Genomic DNA, 16,217 nt, shown 5'->3' with positions numbered 1-16,217 from the left:
ATGTTTGTCGATCAGGTAAGTGTCTATGTGAAAGCCGGAGACGGTGGTAATGGACTTGTTGCATACCGCAGGGAGAAATATGTTCCCAAAGGCGGTCCTGCAGGTGGAGACGGCGGTAATGGAGCGGATATCGTCTTTAAGGTAGATGAAGGTTTAAATACGTTAATGGACTTTCGTTACAATCGTCATTTTAAAGGTAAACGCGGTGAAAACGGAATGAGTAAAACCCAGCACGGTAAAAATGCTGCTGCTTATGTGATTCCAGTACCACCCGGAACGACTGTAATCGATGAAGATACAGAAGAAGTAATAGCCGATTTAACAACTCACGAGCAAGAGGCTGTTATCGCAAAAGCGGGGCGCGGAGGAAGAGGTAACACAAGGTTTGCCAGTCCGCGTAATCCAGCTCCCGATATGGCAGAAAACGGTGAACCGGGGCAGGAGCGTAATATTAAAGTAGAGCTGAAGCTGATTGCTGATGTGGGGCTGGTCGGTTTTCCAAGTGTCGGCAAGTCAACATTATTGTCTGTCGTCAGTGCGGCTAAGCCAAAGGTTGCTGCTTATCATTTTACAACGATTGCTCCTAACCTGGGTGTTGTGGACACAGGAGACCAGCGCAGCTTTGTGATGGCCGATTTACCCGGTTTAATAGAGGGCGCCTCCCAAGGTGTCGGATTAGGCCATCAATTCCTGCGCCATGTGGAACGTACAAGAGTTATTGTACATGTGATTGATATGGCGGGGACAGAAGGTCGCGACCCTTATGAAGACTATATTAAGATTAATGAAGAGCTTGCGGCGTATGATAAGAAGCTTTTAACAAGACCGCAAATCATCGCTGCCAATAAAATGGACATGCCGGGTTCAGAAGAGAATTTAGCAGGGTTCAAAGAAAACCTCGGAGAAGAAGTTCCGATATATAAAATTTCAGCTGTTACAAAGGATGGCCTGAGGGATTTATTATTTGCAGTGGCAGATAAGCTGGAAGAGATTCCAAAATATGAGCCAGAGATAGAACAGGCGGACGAAACGGTTGTTTATCGTTATCAGAAGGAAGAGGATCCTTTCCATATCACAAGAGATCCGGATGGTGCATACGTACTCTATGGACATCGAATCGAAACATTATTTAAAATGACTGATTTTCAACATGATGAAGCTGTTCAGCGTTTTTCCCGCCAATTAAGAGGAATGGGTGTAGATAAAGCGCTTCGTGAGCGCGGAGCACAAGACGGTGATACGGTTCGGTTGTTAGATTATGAATTTGATTTTATTGAATAGATTTTAATTTTCAGTTCCAAGCTCCAAAAACGAAGAGATAACACATGAGCCCCGGCGGAAAAACTTAGCAGCCGGCAAGCCTGCAGGTGGAGACAGACCAAAGTTCAAAGTTGAACCGCACCAAATGAACTGGGGGCTCAAATCTCGACGTTGTTTAACAGGTGCTTTGCATTTTTCTATTTAGGAGGAAATGAAGTTGACGAGTATTGGTTATTTAGGTCCCAAAGGAACATTTACAAAATTAGCAGTAGATGCAACGTTTAACGGAGAACATAAAGAAGCTTTCAAAACAATCCCTGAATGTATCGATGCCGTAGATAAAGGAGAAATCGATATTGGAGTTGTTCCGTTAGAAAACGCCATTGAAGGAACTGTACAATTGACGGTGGATTATTTGATCCATCAAGTGCGGATACCCGTAGCGGGAGAAATCGTTGTCCCGATTCAACAGCATTTATTGGTACGCAGTGATATAGTTCAAAAAGAATCCGATATAGAAGAGGTACATTCGCACAGTCATGCTATTGCTCAGTGCCATCAATATTTGCATCAGAATTTACATAATGCCAAAATTGCTTTTACCTCCTCAACGGGGAAAGCGGCTGAAATCGTAAGTGATTCTGATCAGCCCATTGCAGCTATCGGAAATCGTGCAGCGGCATCAGAGTATGGCTTGGAAATAATGAAAGAAAACATTCATGATTATCCAAATAACCATACCCGATTCCTGATCCTTTCCCACCAGCCGGAGAAAGTTAAAATCAAAAGCGAAGCCAAGGGTGATAAAACAACGCTTTTAATTACACTGCCAAGTGACCAGGCAGGAGCACTGCATCAAATTCTTTCTGCCTTTGCTTGGCGTAAATTGAACTTATCTAAGATTGAGTCCAGACCTACGAAAACAGGATTAGGCAATTATTTCTTTATTATTGATGTGGATCAAGCTTATGACGATGTGCTGCTTCCAGGGGTCAAAGCTGAGCTGGAAGCACTAGGATGCCAGGTTACGATCCTGGGGTCATATTCCGTTTACGATATCTTATAAGATAAAGATATGGTACTATTTGCAGTTTACAAGCGAGGATAGCAGTAATATAATGATACAAATAAAAATGCGTTACATTCTACAAGCAGCGTAATTGCGAAAGAACGAAAAAAGTGCTGAGGCATTATGCCCAGCACTTTTTTCGTTCTTATATCCCTTTTGTATCGTCTTTTTGTTTTTCCCTGTACGTTTCTAATTTTTTTTCATATTCCTCAGGCGAAGTTTCCAGATATGTTTTCACCCGCTGTTTGTTCGGTGTTATCGTTAACCCTAGGAATTTTCTTTCTTCATTAGCAATTTTGAAGAAGGATATAACCAGCAATATGACTACAATACTAAATGGCAATGCAGCTGTTATCGCAGCTGATTGCAATGCGTCGAGACCAGTTTCTCCTCCCGCTAATAAAAGGATAAATGCGATAGCTGATAGGGAGACTCCCCAAACAACCTTCACTCTGCCAGCAGGAGTTAAAGAACCAAATGACGTTTGCATCCCTAAAACGAAAGTTGCTGAGTCAGCTGAAGTTATAAAGAATATAGCTACAAGCAGAACTGCAACGATAGATAAAATGGTGCCAAGCGGCATTTCATTGAAAATCCCGAACAATTGGGTTTCCGGAGGCATATCAAAAATATGCGGCGCACTTTGGCCAATAGAAATACCTGTAACACCAAATACACTGAACCATAAAATCCCAATTACTGTAGGTACAAGCAGTACGGCTAAAATAAACTCGCGGACTGTACGCCCTTTAGAAACACGTGCGATAAAGATTCCTACAAACGGGCTCCAGCTCATCCACCAGCCCCAGTAATAAATCGTCCACTGAGACATCCATTCACTTTTCTGTTCATTAAGCGGCGCCACGTCTAAAGCGTTGAATAAAAAGTTTTGCAAGTACGCACCGGTTCCGCTCGTCATCATATTTAAGATTAGAATGGTTGGCCCTACAATCATTATGATAAGAAATAGAATCCCGGCTAATACCATATTTACATTACTTAAATATTGGATTCCTTTACTTAAACCGCTCCACGCGCTGATTAAGAACAGTACTGTTACCACAGCTATAATAATTGCTTGCACAAATATGTTATTAGGTACGCCGAATAAGTAGTTTAAACCGCCATTGATCTGCAAAGCACCTACACCAAGTGAGACGGCAACACCGATTACGGTTGCAAAAACAGCAAGAACGTCCACCACAGTGCCCAAAGGCCCGTCGACACGATCGTGGAATATTGGGCGTAATGCTTTGGATAAGAGTCCAACTTCTCCTCTTCTAAATTGAGAATATGCGAGTGCCAGTGCTACGACGCCGTATATCGCCCATGCATGGAAACCATAGTGTAAGAAAGTAGAGCGCATCGATTCAAGCATTGCTTCGTTCGTCTCTGGATCCGCTGTTGGCGGAGCAAGATAATGCGAAACAGGCTCCGACGCACCGTAGAACACTAATCCAATTCCCATTCCGGCACTAAATAACATAGCAAGCCAAGAAACGGTATTGAATTCTGGTTTATCTTTTGGTTTTCCTAACTTTAATGTTCCAATTGGACTGAAAATCAGAAAAATACAAAAGAAAACAAGGATGGTTGTAAGAATCATGTAGTACCAGCCAAAGTATTCTGTAATCCAACCGGATAAATTACCTGCAATGTTTCCAAATCCTTCTGGAAATACTGCTCCAAGTATTACTAAAATGCCAATGACAATAGAGGCATAAAGAAAAACATTAGACATTTTTCTTTTTGATGAGATTTTACTCATAATTTGCTCCTTCCCGTATTTAAAACAATCCTAAATACAAATTTGAATATTGTATTTATTAGACTTTCATATCCTAACAAGGAACCGCAATAAAATCAACTGCTGACCGGATGAAAACAACGGGAAACCCTTCCTGTACTGCAGTAAGAACAATTTTTCAATTTTATTAAGCTTCTTGTAATAAAATACACTCTTATATCTATATACCTCTATAAGAAAAAAGAAAACATTTTAAATCAAAAAGAACATCCTTTATAATAATCAGCCAGTTATTTGAATATTGAAAAGCAAAGTGATTTATATGACATTGCTGCTTTTGAATGTTCTGTTTAAAAGGATAACCTGTCAAAAATTATAATGAGCTAAGAAAAAATGCTGAGACATTACCTTCTCAACACTTTTTCACATCATGCAATAGATGTTCAAATGGATTTGGAAGTTCTTACCCGGAAGGTCCTTATCTTGATGCGTCATTTTTTACATTTACTTATATTCCTTTTGTATCGTCTTTTTGATTTTCCCGGTATGTTTCTAATTTCTTGTCGTATTCCTCAGGCGAAGTTTCCAGATACGTCTGCATTCTTTTTCTGTTAGGTGTTATGGATAGACCTAAAAATTTCCTTTCCTCATTAGCAATTTTAAAGAAGGATATAACCAGCAATATAACAACGATGCTGAATGGTAAGGCGGCAGTTATTGCGGCCGACTGCAACGCATCAAGGCCGTTTTCTCCGCCGGCTAAAAGAAGGATATATCCAATGGCTGACAAGGAAGCTCCCCAAATAATTTTAATCTTTCTATCCGGAGTTAAAGAGCCAAACGATGTTTGCATCCCTAAAACGAATGTTGCTGAATCTGCAGACGTTATAAAGAATATGGTTACGAGCAGAATTGCAACAATGGATAAAATGGTGCTCAGCGGCATTTCATTGAAAACTGCAAATAATTGCGTTTCCGGGCCCATATCAAAGATTTGCGGTGCACTTTGTGCAATCGAAATACTTGTAACGCCAAATACGCTGAACCATAAAATACTGATGATTGTAGGGACAAGCATTACAGCCAAAACAAATTCACGAATCGACCGTCCTCTGGAAACACGTGCAATGAAGATACCGACAAACGGGCTCCAGCTCATCCACCATCCCCAATAATAAAGCGTCCAGTCAGCCATCCAATCACTCTTTTGCTGATTTAACGGCGCAACATCTAAAGAGTTATATAGAAGATTTTGCAAATAGGAGCCTGCTCCGCTTTGTCATCATATTTAAGATTAAAATGGTCGGTCCAACAATTAATATGGTAAGAAATAATATGCCGGCCAGCACCATGTTTGCATTACTCAAATATTGAAGCCCTTTATTTATTCCGCTCCAGGCACTGATTAGAAAAAGCACTGTCACAATAGCTATAATGATTCCCTGGACGAGGGAGTTATTAGGTATATCGAAAAGGTAGTTTAACCCGCCATTGATTTGTAAAGCCCCGACACCAAGTGATACGGCGACACCAACCACAGTTGCAAAAACGGCCAATACATCTACGACAGTGCCTAATGGCCCGTCGACACGATCATGGAATAATGGGCGTAATGCTTTGGATAGAAGTCCGACTTCTCCTTTTCTAAATTGTGAATATGCAAGAGAGAGTGCAACCACCCCGTATATAGCCCAGGCATGAAATCCATAATGTAAAAATGTTGAGCGAACCGATTCAAGCATGGCAGCGTTGGTCTGTGGATCCGCTGTAGGCGGGGCAATATAATGTGAGATTGGCTCAGATGCACCATAGAACACTAATCCAATTCCCATTCCGGCACTAAATAACATTGCCAGCCAGGAGATAGTACGAAATTCTGGTTTATCTTTTGGCTTTCCTAATTTTAAAGTTCCAATAGGACTGAAAATAAGAAATAAACAAAAGAAAACAAGGACAGCAGTTAGAATCATGTAATACCAGCCGAAGTAGCTCGTAATCCAGGATGATAAGTTACCGGAAATTTGTCCAAATTGATCTGGAAATACTGCTCCAAGTATCACTAAAATGCCGACAATAATAGAGGCATAAATAAAAACACCAGATATTTTCCTTTTTTTAGAGGATTTGCTCATAATTTTCTCCTTCCCGTATTTAAAATGTACATACAATGATTTTTATTATATTTTTGGACTTCCGTAACCTAAAACAGGCATAACGAATAGGGCTAGCCATAGACTAAACCCCGGCATCCGCTATAACATTTATGAACGTTATGAGAGCAGGGAAATCCAGCAGAAAAATGGCGATTCTCTTTTTTATTCAGCGTGGGTTCAGGCTTTCGGAAAGAGTACTGTTTTTTCAAGCTTATCGTCCGGTAGTATATTTACCCATTGTTTCTCCACCTTAAATTTTGATGAAGAAATTCAATTAGGTTTAAAAGCAGGGGACACCTGACGCAAGAAATTATATTTAAATTACGCTTTCCCTGATTAGTATGTACAAATTAGATTTAAACATTTATGGATACCGACACTATTTTGACAGGTCACCTTTTTGAGGGACTGGAAAGAAAACCATGGTTTTTCTTAATCCGAACGAAACGAAATACTGAAAGTTTGAAAATTAATAAGCATGTAATCCTCCCTGTGCAACTTTTTTCTATTTCATGCATATGCTGATATAGAGCATTAGCCCATTTCAATGATGAAAGGGAAAGGAGTTCGTAATTTTGAAAATACACATTGTGCAGCTTGGAGATACGTTGTGGAAATTGGCAGAGAAGTATAATGCTTCTTTTGAAGAATTAAAAAAGGTAAATTCACATTTGGCAGACCCGGAAAAATTGATGCCTGGAATGAAAATAAAAATACCCGGATCAAAAAAAGCAGTACAAAAAAGTACAACTAAAAACGAACAAATGGCACCAAAATCCAAGGCAGATAAGACTTCTAAGAAGGAACAAATGACGCCGGTTGCTAACGAAGAGACAAAAACATCCAAGAAAGAACAAAAAAAACCAGTGCAAAAAGAAGAGCAGAAAAAAGCAGAACATTCTTACAAGCAAAAAACTCCGACACCAATTGCTGTATTAAAAGAGGATGATCAAAAAGAAAAGAAAAAAGAACAATTTGAAGCAGTGATGCCCAAAATGCCTCAAATGCCACAGGCGCCTGCTATGCCTATTTTAGAAAAGGAAATGAAAACAGAAAAGAAACCATACAAAATGCCAGAGCCGCCGAAGCCAAAAGAACATAAGCAAGAAAAAACCGCACCTGCCAAAGAACAACAGCCAGCCAGTATGGCAGAACCGCAAACACAACAGACTGAACAGCAGCAACCTGCATTTGATTTTGAGACATATCAGCAGCCAGCAGCAATGCCGTGTGAACCAATGCCCTTTATTCCGCAGATGATGCCAGTATTTTATATGCCTTGTCCGCCGATGCACCCGCCGGTACATCCGTATCACCCGTACCCTGTTCATCCGGGAATGCAGCAAGGATTTCCTATGATGCCGCCAACGGGAGACTGCGGCTGTGGAGGGCAGCAACCACTAACGCCGATGCAAGGCAGCTTTGCCCCGATTCCGGCCGGTTTTAATGAATCGCAGTTTGAAGCAGCTCCTCAGCAGTTTCAAGGAATGATGCCTTATCAGCAGCCGTCCGTAAATGAAGCAAGTCAGCAGCCACCGATGCCTGAACCTTATCAGTCAGTAACGAACCGTACATTGCATTCTAATCAACAGACCGATAATGATAAGCCGTTGTCACCTAATAAAGCCAATCATCTGCCAACATCAGCATCATTTATGGAGAATCCGGGGCAGAGTTCAATTTTTACTGAAAATCGACATTATTTCCAGCCTCATCAGACACCGTTATCTAATTCACATGGAAATACATTCTATCCAAAGCCGCCATTCTATCCGGAACAGCCTGATGATAAACATGATTCCAGCTCATAAAAGTTATTATAAAAAAGGGGTAAAAAATCCTTCCTTATCCATACTACAGTATGAGGGAGGATTTTATTATGTTTAAAATACAATATATGTTTTATGCAGTGTTCATCGCTATATTATTAACAGGCTGTGCAGATACTACTACTACAGAAAGAGATGCAGGTAAAGATGAACAAGCGAATGAGGACCAATTCGTTCAGCCAATTCATTATGAGGGTACCAGGAATCAGAAAGTGTCAGAAAAGGATGCTGAAAAACAAACGGATGCTCCGTCATTAGACACTTTTGACAGAGATGAATCTGCTGCATTTCAAAAAATGATCAGTGAGAACGTTGACGTAGAAGACGTCCAAGTTGTAACAGCGAATGACCGTATCGTTGTTGCTGTTCAAATGAAAAAAGGTACAAATCAGCGTGATTTTGAAGAAATAAGCGAGGAAATCGAACAAATTCTGGATACAGATAAGCAGCTATTTATTTATAATAATGTAGCAAAATGGGAGCGGGTCAAAGATTTTTATGCACGGGATGAAGCAAATCAAATGGGAGAAGATATGGAACGTGTGTTTGAAAATCTGTTCGAGTAGCTAAGGAAAAAAGACGGTTTTCCTTTTCTGATGGGACTTTTTTTGATATAGTAAAAAAAGAGTTTCGAGAGAGGAGTATGTCTAATGGCTGGACATTCCAAATGGAAAAATATACAGAAGAGAAAAAATGCACAGGATGCAAAAAAAGGTAAAATTTTTATGAGGCATGCGAAGGATATTTATCTTGCTGCGAAAAGCGGCGGCGGAGATATGGATACCAATGCTGCTTTAAGAACAGCTGTTGATAAAGCGAAGGCTGACAATATGCCTAATGATAATATAGAGAGAAATATAAAAAAAGCAACAGGTACGCTGGATGGCGCCACTTATGAGGAAATCACCTATGAAGGTTATGGTCCAGGCGGTGTTGCGGTTATTGTAAATGTCTTAACAGATAATAAAAACCGTACTGCAGCAGAAATCAGACATGCTTTTAAAAAGAATGGCGGAAATCTCGGGGAAAATGGAAGTGTATCTTTTATGTTTGATCGTAAAGGCTACATTGTCGTTGAAAATGAAGACGGCTCTATTGATGAAGATACGATGACTTTAGATGCACTGGAAGCGGGCGCAGAGGATGTCAGCGTAGAGGATGGAGCTTATGAGATCTTCACAAGCCCGGAGGATTACCAGGGAGTTGTCTCTTATTTAGAAGAGCAGTCTTACAAGTTAGCTGATGCAGAAGTCACTTTCATCCCGCAAAATTATAATTCTTTATCTCCGGAAGATGAAGATAAGATGATGAAGTTAGTGGATGCACTGGAAGAAAGTGAAGATGTCCAGGATGTTCATCATAATCTGGAGACGAATGAATAAACTTCTATTTATCATAAATAGAAGTTTATTCATTGATTCAGTGTAAAGGGGAAGTTCAAAAAGTCCAATAAAAATCACACGGCGGGATAAGGAACTTCTACTAAAAATGCCCACGTCGTGCTAGTGTCGGCGTTGCAACAACTCTTTCTGATGGGGTGAGTAATCGTAACCCCAGGACGTTTGCGGCTTTAGCCGACTTGGTCCTATTTATGGTTTTTTTTGAACACGTACTTAAAATAAAGGGAGCTCAATATGATTGCATATATAAAAGGAAAGCTTATGACGATAAAAGATAATGCTGTCATTGTGGATGTACATGGGATTGGGTATGAGCTGATTTGTCCCAATCCTTATGTTTTTGAACCGGAAATGAATCAGCAAGTCCAAATACATACACATCATCATGTCAGAGAGGATGCACAAATCCTATTCGGCTTTCGGAATACGGATGAGAAATATTTATTCACGAAGCTTATTTCTGTGTCAGGCATTGGTCCTAAAGGAGCTTTGGCAATTTTAGCCGGTGTGAATATTCAAGGGTTTATTGCAGCAGTGGAAAATGAAGATGAAAAATTTTTAACAACCTTTCCCGGGGTCGGAAAAAAAACAGCCCGCCAGATTATTTTAGACTTAAAAGGGAAGCTGGTTCATGATTTTGCAATAGAGAATAATGCGGAGCAGACTTCTGGGGAAACAGCAGGATCCGGGGAGCGCGAAATTGTTTCTGAAGCACTGGACGCGCTAAAATCATTAGGCTTTACCACAAGTGAATTGAAAAAAATTACGCCGCAGTTGAAATCAGATACGTCACTTGCAAATACAGACGAGGTTATTCGCAAAGCATTTAGTCTGCTGGCAAAATAATAGAAAGGAGGGTTCCTCTTGGATGAACGTATGATTGACGGGAACTTGCATGATGAGGATGTATCGATAGAGCAAAGTTTAAGGCCGTTGCAATTAGAGGATTACATTGGTCAGCCCAAGGTAAAGGAAAATTTAAGTATATTTATCCAAGCTGCTAAGATGCGCGAAGAACCGCTTGATCATGTATTGCTGTTCGGTCCGCCGGGATTAGGTAAAACAACACTGGCTTCTATTATTGCTAATGAGATGGGTGTACAATTCAGATCTACTTCCGGTCCGGCAATAGAGAGAGCAGGAGATTTAGCGGCGATTCTTTCTTCATTGGAGCCTGGAGATGTATTATTTATTGATGAAGTGCATCGTCTTCCAAGGTCTGTGGAAGAAGTGCTCTATCCGGCTATGGAAGACTTTTTTATTGATATTGTAATCGGCAGCGGACCAAGTGCGCGCAGTGTCCGGATTGATTTGCCGCCTTTTACACTGGTGGGGGCAACAACACGGTCGGGGCTCTTGAGTGCGCCGCTGCGTGACCGCTTTGGCGTACTCAGCCGCCTGGAATATTATGATGTAGCAGATTTGCGTCAAATTGTCATGCGTACAGCCGATATATTCCATATGACGATTTCAGAGGATGCTGCTGTAGAGATAGCCCGCAGATCTAGAGGAACGCCGCGTATCGCAAACCGATTATTGAAAAGAGTGCGCGATATTTCCCAGGTAAAAGGGGAAACAGAGATTAGCTTTGAAACAACCAGACAAGCGTTAAAAATGCTGCAGGTCGATGACGCTGGTTTGGATCATATCGATCATAAGCTGTTGAAAGAAATTATAGAAGGATTTAACGGCGGACCAGTCGGCTTAGATACTATTGCAGCAACGATTGGTGAAGAATCGCAGACGATTGAAGAAGTATATGAACCTTTTCTGCTGCAATTAGGTTTTATCCAGCGCACACCCAGAGGCAGGAAAGTGACACCCAAAGCCTATGAACATTTTGGAATACCAATGATAAATGGGGAAGAGTAATGGGAAAGCTTTTTATTATTGCAGGGGTTGTACTGATTGTCATTGGCTTGCTTTGGACCTTTATTGGGAGACTTCCGGGTGATTTTACGTTCCAAAAAGGAAATATGACCTTTCATTTTCCGTTAATGACTTCTATTCTTGTTAGTGTCATATTAACGCTGATTTTATTTATCATCAGCAGATTTAGATAAAGTTTTAATGATAAGAGGAAAGTAAGGGATGGACATGAATATAGAAGATTTTGATTTTGATCTGCCTGAGGAGTTGATTGCGCAGACGCCATTGAAGGATCGGACTGCGTCCAGGCTTTGTGTCTTGGATAAACAGACAGGTCAAATACAGCATCAGCATTTTTCAGATATAATAAACTACCTTCATGCTGGCGATTGCCTTGTTTTAAATGATACGAAGGTGCTGCCTGCCCGCCTGTATGGTGTAAAGGAGGATACCGGTGCGAAGCTGGAGGTCCTTTTACTGCATCAGGAAGAAGGCGACAGCTGGGAAGTATTAGTAAAGCCAGCGAAGAAAGTAAAAAAAGGGACAGTCATTGATTTTGGAGACGGGCTGTTAAAAGCTGTTTGCACAGGTACAAAAGAACATGGCGGACGTACAGTCGAATTTTCTTACCAGGGTATTTTTTATGAAATATTAGATGAGCTTGGTGAAATGCCTTTGCCGCCGTATATTAAGGAACAGCTTTCTGAAAAGGACCGTTATCAGACGGTTTATGCAAAAGAAAAAGGATCTGCCGCTGCGCCGACTGCCGGTCTTCATTTTACCGATGCGTTATTACAGCAGATAAAGGAGAAAGGTGTCCAGATTATTTTTATTACGCTTCATGTTGGTTTAGGTACGTTTCGTCCGGTAAGTGTAGACTCTGTAGAAGAGCACACGATGCATAGTGAATTTTACCGCATGTCAAGGGAAGCGGCTGAAGCTTTGAATAATGCCAAAGCAGAGGGCAGAAGAATTATTTCAGTAGGAACCACCTCCACCCGGACGCTGGAGACAATTGCCCGGGATAATCACGGTTCCTTTACAGAAACAAGCGGCTGGACTGATATTTTTATCTATCCGCCATATCAATATCAGGCAATTGATGGATTAATTACAAATTTTCATCTTCCTAAATCAACACTTATCATGCTTGTAAGTGCTCTGGCCGGGAAAGATGAAGTACTTCATGCATATCATGAGGCTGTGAAAGAACGTTATCGTTTCTTCAGTTTTGGAGATGCGATGCTAATTATCTAGCCTAACGAGGTATAAATACGTTATGATATGTTTAGGCTGAAGAAAAGGGAAGATAAATGATGATACCGATAACGTATGAATTAATTAAAACAGATAAACAGACAGGGGCAAGACTTGGCCGTGTCCATACACCGCATGGCTCGTTTGATACACCAACCTTTATGCCGGTAGGTACGCTGGCAACAGTAAAAACAATGAGCCCGGAAGAGTTACATTCGATGCAGGCAAATATTATCTTATCGAATACCTATCATTTGTGGCTGCGCCCCGGAGAGGATATTATTGAAGAGGCTGGCGGCCTGCATAAGTTTATGAACTGGGATAAAGCCATTTTGACAGATTCAGGCGGCTTCCAGGTGTTCAGCTTAAGCGATATGCGTCAAATCGAGGAGAAAGGCGTTCACTTCCGAAATCATTTAAATGGAGAGAAGCTGTTTCTTTCACCTGAAAAAGCAATGCATATTCAAAATGCATTAGGATCAGATATTATGATGGCATTTGATGAATGTCCTCCGTACCCGGCGACCTATGATTATATGAAGTCATCTGTTGAACGGACCTCTCGGTGGGCAGAGCGCTGTCTGGAGGCGCATAAGCGTCCGGAGACCCAGGGTCTTTTTGGTATCGTTCAGGGCGGAGAATATGAAGAATTACGAAAACAAAGCGCTCAAGATTTAGTTTCTCTTGATTTTCCCGGCTATGCGATTGGCGGATTATCCGTTGGAGAGCCGAAAGATGTGATGAATCATGTCTTGGAATTCACTACACCCCTATTGCCGGCGAATAAGCCAAGATATTTAATGGGAGTCGGTTCCCCGGATGCACTGATTGATGGTGCGATTCGCGGCGTAGATATGTTTGACTGTGTTCTGCCGACCCGGATTGCCAGAAATGGAACCTGTATGACTTCAAACGGCCGATTAGTAGTTCGGAATGCAAAATATGCGCGTGATTTTTCACCGATAGATGAGCATTGCGGCTGTCACGTTTGTAAGAATTATACAAGAGCTTACATCCGACATTTAATAAAATGCAACGAAACATTCGGATTCCGACTTACGACTTATCATAACCTGCATTTTCTGTTAAACTTAATGGAGCAAGTCCGAACTGCTATAAAAGATGATCGACTTGGCGATTTCAAAGAGGAATTCTTTGAACAATATGGATTGAATCAAGAGAATCCAAAGAACTTTTAGGAAGGAGTTGGAACATATGGAAATGGTTACACCTATTTTATGGATCGTACTTATGTTTGCTATTTTTTATTTCTTACTTATTCGTCCGCAGCAAAAGCGTCAGAAGCAAGTAAGAGAAATGCAAGATAGCCTGCAAAAAGGTAATGAAATCATAACAATCGGCGGATTACATGCGAAAATCCATGCGATTGATGAAGGCACCATTGTGTTAATTACTGAAGAAGGTACAAAATTAACATATGACCGTTCAGCAATCAGAGAAGTAAAACAAGACGCATAATCCATGAAAAAAGCTAATGAGTAATATTCATTAGCTTTTTTTTATGGATTACTATCGTTTACAAATCAATTTTCTTCTGCCGGGCTTGAAAAATTAACTCCGATAATTCCGCCTAATATGGCTGCAATCAGATAAAACCCGTGATACATCGCTTGTGTCAATGTAAAACCCTGCTGGTAGCCGAGAAATTGCACCAGAAAAACAAATCCGGTAAATCCTAAACCAATCATCACCCCTAAAAGCCAGCCCTTTGCTTTTCCTTTTAAACCAGTAATTATTCCGCAGGTGAACAAAATAACCAGACCAATGACAAAGGTTGCCCATGATAAAGTTGATTCTGTCATGTCCACGAATTTTAATAACAAGCCCAATGCAAAGCTCGTGAGAAAAAGTAAAACGAATAATATAATCCAACCGTAGAGTAAGGATGTCCATTGAATTTTTACCATTGATTCATCTCCTCTGAGTTTGTCCCTTAATTAAATTTATGCCCGGACATTTTATTTAGAAGAAATATTTATAGGGAAATGACAGATAAATTCTCTAAATTTATTTCTTTTTAGAGAAAAACGGCAGCTGTCTTAATTCTTCTTTTCGAATAAATCGTAATAGAATCAGCAATATCATATAAATTAAAGCAATAATGATGAGCAGCAGGATAAACGAGATTAAAGTTGTATCGGCTGCATAGAATTGGTTTTTTATATAGAATGTCAGCAGGAAGGTAGTTCCGCATAAAATAATCATGCGGATAATCTCCTTCCAGGCTGGAAAATAATTTATTTCCTTTTTTAATACCATAATATGAAGAAAAGTAACGAGAACAACATTCGCACAGATAGCGATTGCTGCTCCTTTGATTCCTAAATTGGAACTGGTTGCCAGCAGTATCATAGCTCCAAATTTTAAAATGACCCCAATCAATGAGTTCCACATTGCCGGCCGGGCTAAATCAAGTGCTTGCAGTGCTGCCTGCAATGGGGCTTGAATATATAAAAATAAGAAAAAAGGTGCCATAATAATCAACAACGGGGCAGCGGAATCCGAACGATACATAAGGTTTAACAGATCAGCAGCGAATAAAGTCATTACAATGGTAGCTAATGCCCCTGAAGCAAAGGAAATTCGGATGGATTGGTGAATACGGCTATGAATCAGTTCCTTTTGGTTCTTGGCTGCAGCTTCCGAAATAGAAGGAACAAGTGCTATTGACAGGGAGCTTGTTATAAAAGTCGGTAAAAATAATAAAGGCATGGTATAACCCATTAATTCTCCGTATTGTTTCGTTGCAACAGCTGTAGTTATTCCAGCCAGTGCAAGAGATTGGACAATAATGATTGGGTCAAGAAAATTAGAAATCGAACCAATCATTCTGTTCCCCAGGGTAGGCATGGAAATAGATAATAGTTCTTTCGCGGTTTCTTTTCCGGATAAAACTGTTTCTGTAAAGTGTCTGCGTATTTTCAGTTTTCTTTTTTGACGAAATTTTCGAATCATGTATAAGAGAGAAGCGAATTCACCAATAATAATACTGAACATAGCGCCTGCCGCTGCATATTCCACGCCGTAAGGTAAAAGGATATATATGAATATACCAACGAAGGCAATCCGTACAACTTGTTCAAGCACTTGTGCGATACTTTGCGGCTTCATATTCTGTTTTCCCTGGAAATATCCCCTTAATACTGCGGAGACAGCAGCTATAGGGATAATCGGACTAATCACCACTAAAGGAAGCAGTACACGTTTGTCCGTGAATAAGGTATCCGATAAAATAGGTGCTGCAAGAATCAATATGATAGTAAACAGGATACTTGCACTTAAGGTTATCGCAAGGGAGACGGCAACGATTTGTTTTATTTTTTTCGAATCATTTTGAGCATCTGCTTCGGCTACACGCTTGGAAATAGCCACAGGAAGACCAAATTGCGTCAGCGTCATCACCAGAAATAAGGTAGGCAAAGCCATCATATAAAGACCGACACCTTCTTCACCCATAAAGCGTGCGACGACCATTCGGTTAATGAAACCCATAAAACGGGTCAGCATCCCGGCGATAATTAGAATCAATGCTCCTTGGATAAAGGATTGTTTTGTCATTTGTGTTGCCCCGCCTTCTCAAAAAAATAAATTTGATATACAATGATATATATG

General features: G+C 40.6%; 14 protein-coding genes and 1 pseudogene. 11 read left to right on the top strand and 4 right to left on the bottom strand.

The features are described 5' to 3' along the window. Together obgE and pheA are read left to right on the top strand one after the other, a co-directional pair. Complete coding sequence (obgE, locus tag MKX55_RS12665; RefSeq protein WP_339177480.1) at nucleotides 1–1,281, top strand: GTPase ObgE; 1,281 nt, start codon at nucleotides 1–3, stop codon at nucleotides 1,279–1,281. A gap of 190 nt (nucleotides 1,282–1,471) precedes the next feature. Further along, nucleotides 1,472–2,326, top strand: a complete 855-nt coding sequence (gene pheA / locus MKX55_RS12660) for a prephenate dehydratase (RefSeq protein ID WP_339177478.1) — start codon at nucleotides 1,472–1,474, stop codon at nucleotides 2,324–2,326. Nucleotides 2,327–2,474: 148 nt separating this feature from the next. Here pheA and MKX55_RS12655 read toward each other — a convergent pair whose 3' ends face one another. Together MKX55_RS12655 and MKX55_RS12650 are read right to left on the bottom strand one after the other, a co-directional pair. Continuing rightward, the gene (locus MKX55_RS12655; RefSeq protein ID WP_339177475.1) at nucleotides 2,475–4,097 is read right to left on the bottom strand and encodes a BCCT family transporter; all 1,623 of its coding nucleotides are present in this window, start codon (nucleotides 4,095–4,097) and stop codon (nucleotides 2,475–2,477) included. 487 nt (nucleotides 4,098–4,584) lie between these two features. Next, a pseudogene (locus MKX55_RS12650) lies at nucleotides 4,585–6,208 on the bottom strand (BCCT family transporter). 596 nt (nucleotides 6,209–6,804) lie between these two features. Here MKX55_RS12650 and safA point away from each other — a divergent pair. From safA to yajC, 9 genes are all read left to right on the top strand, one after another. After that, a complete protein-coding gene (gene safA, locus MKX55_RS12645; RefSeq protein ID WP_339233104.1) occupies nucleotides 6,805–8,040 on the top strand; it encodes a SafA/ExsA family spore coat assembly protein in 1,236 nt (411 codons plus the stop codon). Nucleotides 8,041–8,108: 68 nt separating this feature from the next. Then, a complete protein-coding gene (locus MKX55_RS12640) occupies nucleotides 8,109–8,624 on the top strand; it encodes a YhcN/YlaJ family sporulation lipoprotein (protein ID WP_339177469.1) in 516 nt (171 codons plus the stop codon). A gap of 84 nt (nucleotides 8,625–8,708) precedes the next feature. After that, on the top strand, nucleotides 8,709–9,440 hold the full coding sequence (locus MKX55_RS12635) for a YebC/PmpR family DNA-binding transcriptional regulator (protein ID WP_339177466.1): 732 nt from the start codon (nucleotides 8,709–8,711) through the stop codon (nucleotides 9,438–9,440). A gap of 252 nt (nucleotides 9,441–9,692) precedes the next feature. Beyond that, nucleotides 9,693–10,304 (top strand): Holliday junction branch migration protein RuvA, encoded by a 612-nt coding sequence (gene ruvA, locus MKX55_RS12630; protein ID WP_339177464.1) that lies wholly within the window; start codon nucleotides 9,693–9,695, stop codon nucleotides 10,302–10,304. Between the two features lie 18 nt (nucleotides 10,305–10,322). Further along, entirely contained in the window at nucleotides 10,323–11,330 is a 1,008-nt protein-coding gene (ruvB, locus tag MKX55_RS12625; protein WP_339177463.1) for a Holliday junction branch migration DNA helicase RuvB, read from the top strand. Continuing rightward, the gene (locus MKX55_RS12620) at nucleotides 11,330–11,521 is read left to right on the top strand and encodes a DUF2905 domain-containing protein (RefSeq protein WP_339177461.1); all 192 of its coding nucleotides are present in this window, start codon (nucleotides 11,330–11,332) and stop codon (nucleotides 11,519–11,521) included. Before ruvB ends, MKX55_RS12620 begins: the two co-directional genes overlap by 1 nt. A 28-nt stretch (nucleotides 11,522–11,549) precedes the next feature. Continuing rightward, a complete protein-coding gene (gene queA, locus MKX55_RS12615) occupies nucleotides 11,550–12,584 on the top strand; it encodes a tRNA preQ1(34) S-adenosylmethionine ribosyltransferase-isomerase QueA (protein ID WP_339233102.1) in 1,035 nt (344 codons plus the stop codon). A gap of 59 nt (nucleotides 12,585–12,643) precedes the next feature. Next, a complete protein-coding gene (gene tgt / locus MKX55_RS12610; RefSeq protein ID WP_339238525.1) occupies nucleotides 12,644–13,783 on the top strand; it encodes a tRNA guanosine(34) transglycosylase Tgt in 1,140 nt (379 codons plus the stop codon). 16 nt (nucleotides 13,784–13,799) lie between these two features. Further along, nucleotides 13,800–14,063, top strand: coding sequence for a preprotein translocase subunit YajC (yajC, locus tag MKX55_RS12605; protein ID WP_339177458.1), 264 nt, complete (start codon nucleotides 13,800–13,802; stop codon nucleotides 14,061–14,063). A gap of 65 nt (nucleotides 14,064–14,128) precedes the next feature. Here yajC and MKX55_RS12600 read toward each other — a convergent pair whose 3' ends face one another. Together MKX55_RS12600 and spoVB are read right to left on the bottom strand one after the other, a co-directional pair. Next, nucleotides 14,129–14,512, bottom strand: a complete 384-nt coding sequence (locus MKX55_RS12600) for a TIGR04086 family membrane protein (RefSeq protein WP_339177455.1) — start codon at nucleotides 14,510–14,512, stop codon at nucleotides 14,129–14,131. 100 nt (nucleotides 14,513–14,612) lie between these two features. Beyond that, nucleotides 14,613–16,163 (bottom strand): stage V sporulation protein B, encoded by a 1,551-nt coding sequence (spoVB, locus tag MKX55_RS12595; RefSeq protein WP_339233101.1) that lies wholly within the window; start codon nucleotides 16,161–16,163, stop codon nucleotides 14,613–14,615. Between the last annotated feature and the right edge of the window lie 54 nt (nucleotides 16,164–16,217).

Origin of the sequence: Oceanobacillus sp. FSL W7-1281 (genome assembly GCF_037969835.1) — a bacterium.
Classification (GTDB): domain Bacteria; phylum Bacillota; class Bacilli; order Bacillales; family Amphibacillaceae; genus Oceanobacillus; species Oceanobacillus oncorhynchi.
The sequence above is the reverse complement of the archived record's forward strand: the minus strand, read 5'-3'. Positions and strand labels throughout refer to the sequence as shown.

Excerpts from the sequence above, each read along its gene's own strand:
- MKX55_RS12620 (WP_339177461.1), top strand. The coding sequence starts at position 11,330 with ATGGGAAAGCTTTTTATTATTGCAGGGGTTGTACTGATTGTCATTGGC.
- spoVB (WP_339233101.1), bottom strand. The coding sequence starts at position 16,163 with ATGACAAAACAATCCTTTATCCAAGGAGCATTGATTCTAATTATCGCC.
- ruvA (WP_339177464.1), top strand. The coding sequence starts at position 9,693 with ATGATTGCATATATAAAAGGAAAGCTTATGACGATAAAAGATAATGCT.
- MKX55_RS12635 (WP_339177466.1), top strand. The coding sequence starts at position 8,709 with ATGGCTGGACATTCCAAATGGAAAAATATACAGAAGAGAAAAAATGCA.
- pheA (WP_339177478.1), top strand. The coding sequence starts at position 1,472 with ATGAAGTTGACGAGTATTGGTTATTTAGGTCCCAAAGGAACATTTACA.
- queA (WP_339233102.1), top strand. The coding sequence starts at position 11,550 with ATGGACATGAATATAGAAGATTTTGATTTTGATCTGCCTGAGGAGTTG.
- MKX55_RS12640 (WP_339177469.1), top strand. The coding sequence starts at position 8,109 with ATGTTTAAAATACAATATATGTTTTATGCAGTGTTCATCGCTATATTA.
- obgE (WP_339177480.1), top strand. The coding sequence starts at position 1 with ATGTTTGTCGATCAGGTAAGTGTCTATGTGAAAGCCGGAGACGGTGGT.
- tgt (WP_339238525.1), top strand. The coding sequence starts at position 12,644 with ATGATACCGATAACGTATGAATTAATTAAAACAGATAAACAGACAGGG.
- yajC (WP_339177458.1), top strand. The coding sequence starts at position 13,800 with ATGGAAATGGTTACACCTATTTTATGGATCGTACTTATGTTTGCTATT.
- MKX55_RS12600 (WP_339177455.1), bottom strand. The coding sequence starts at position 14,512 with ATGGTAAAAATTCAATGGACATCCTTACTCTACGGTTGGATTATATTA.
- MKX55_RS12655 (WP_339177475.1), bottom strand. The coding sequence starts at position 4,097 with ATGAGTAAAATCTCATCAAAAAGAAAAATGTCTAATGTTTTTCTTTAT.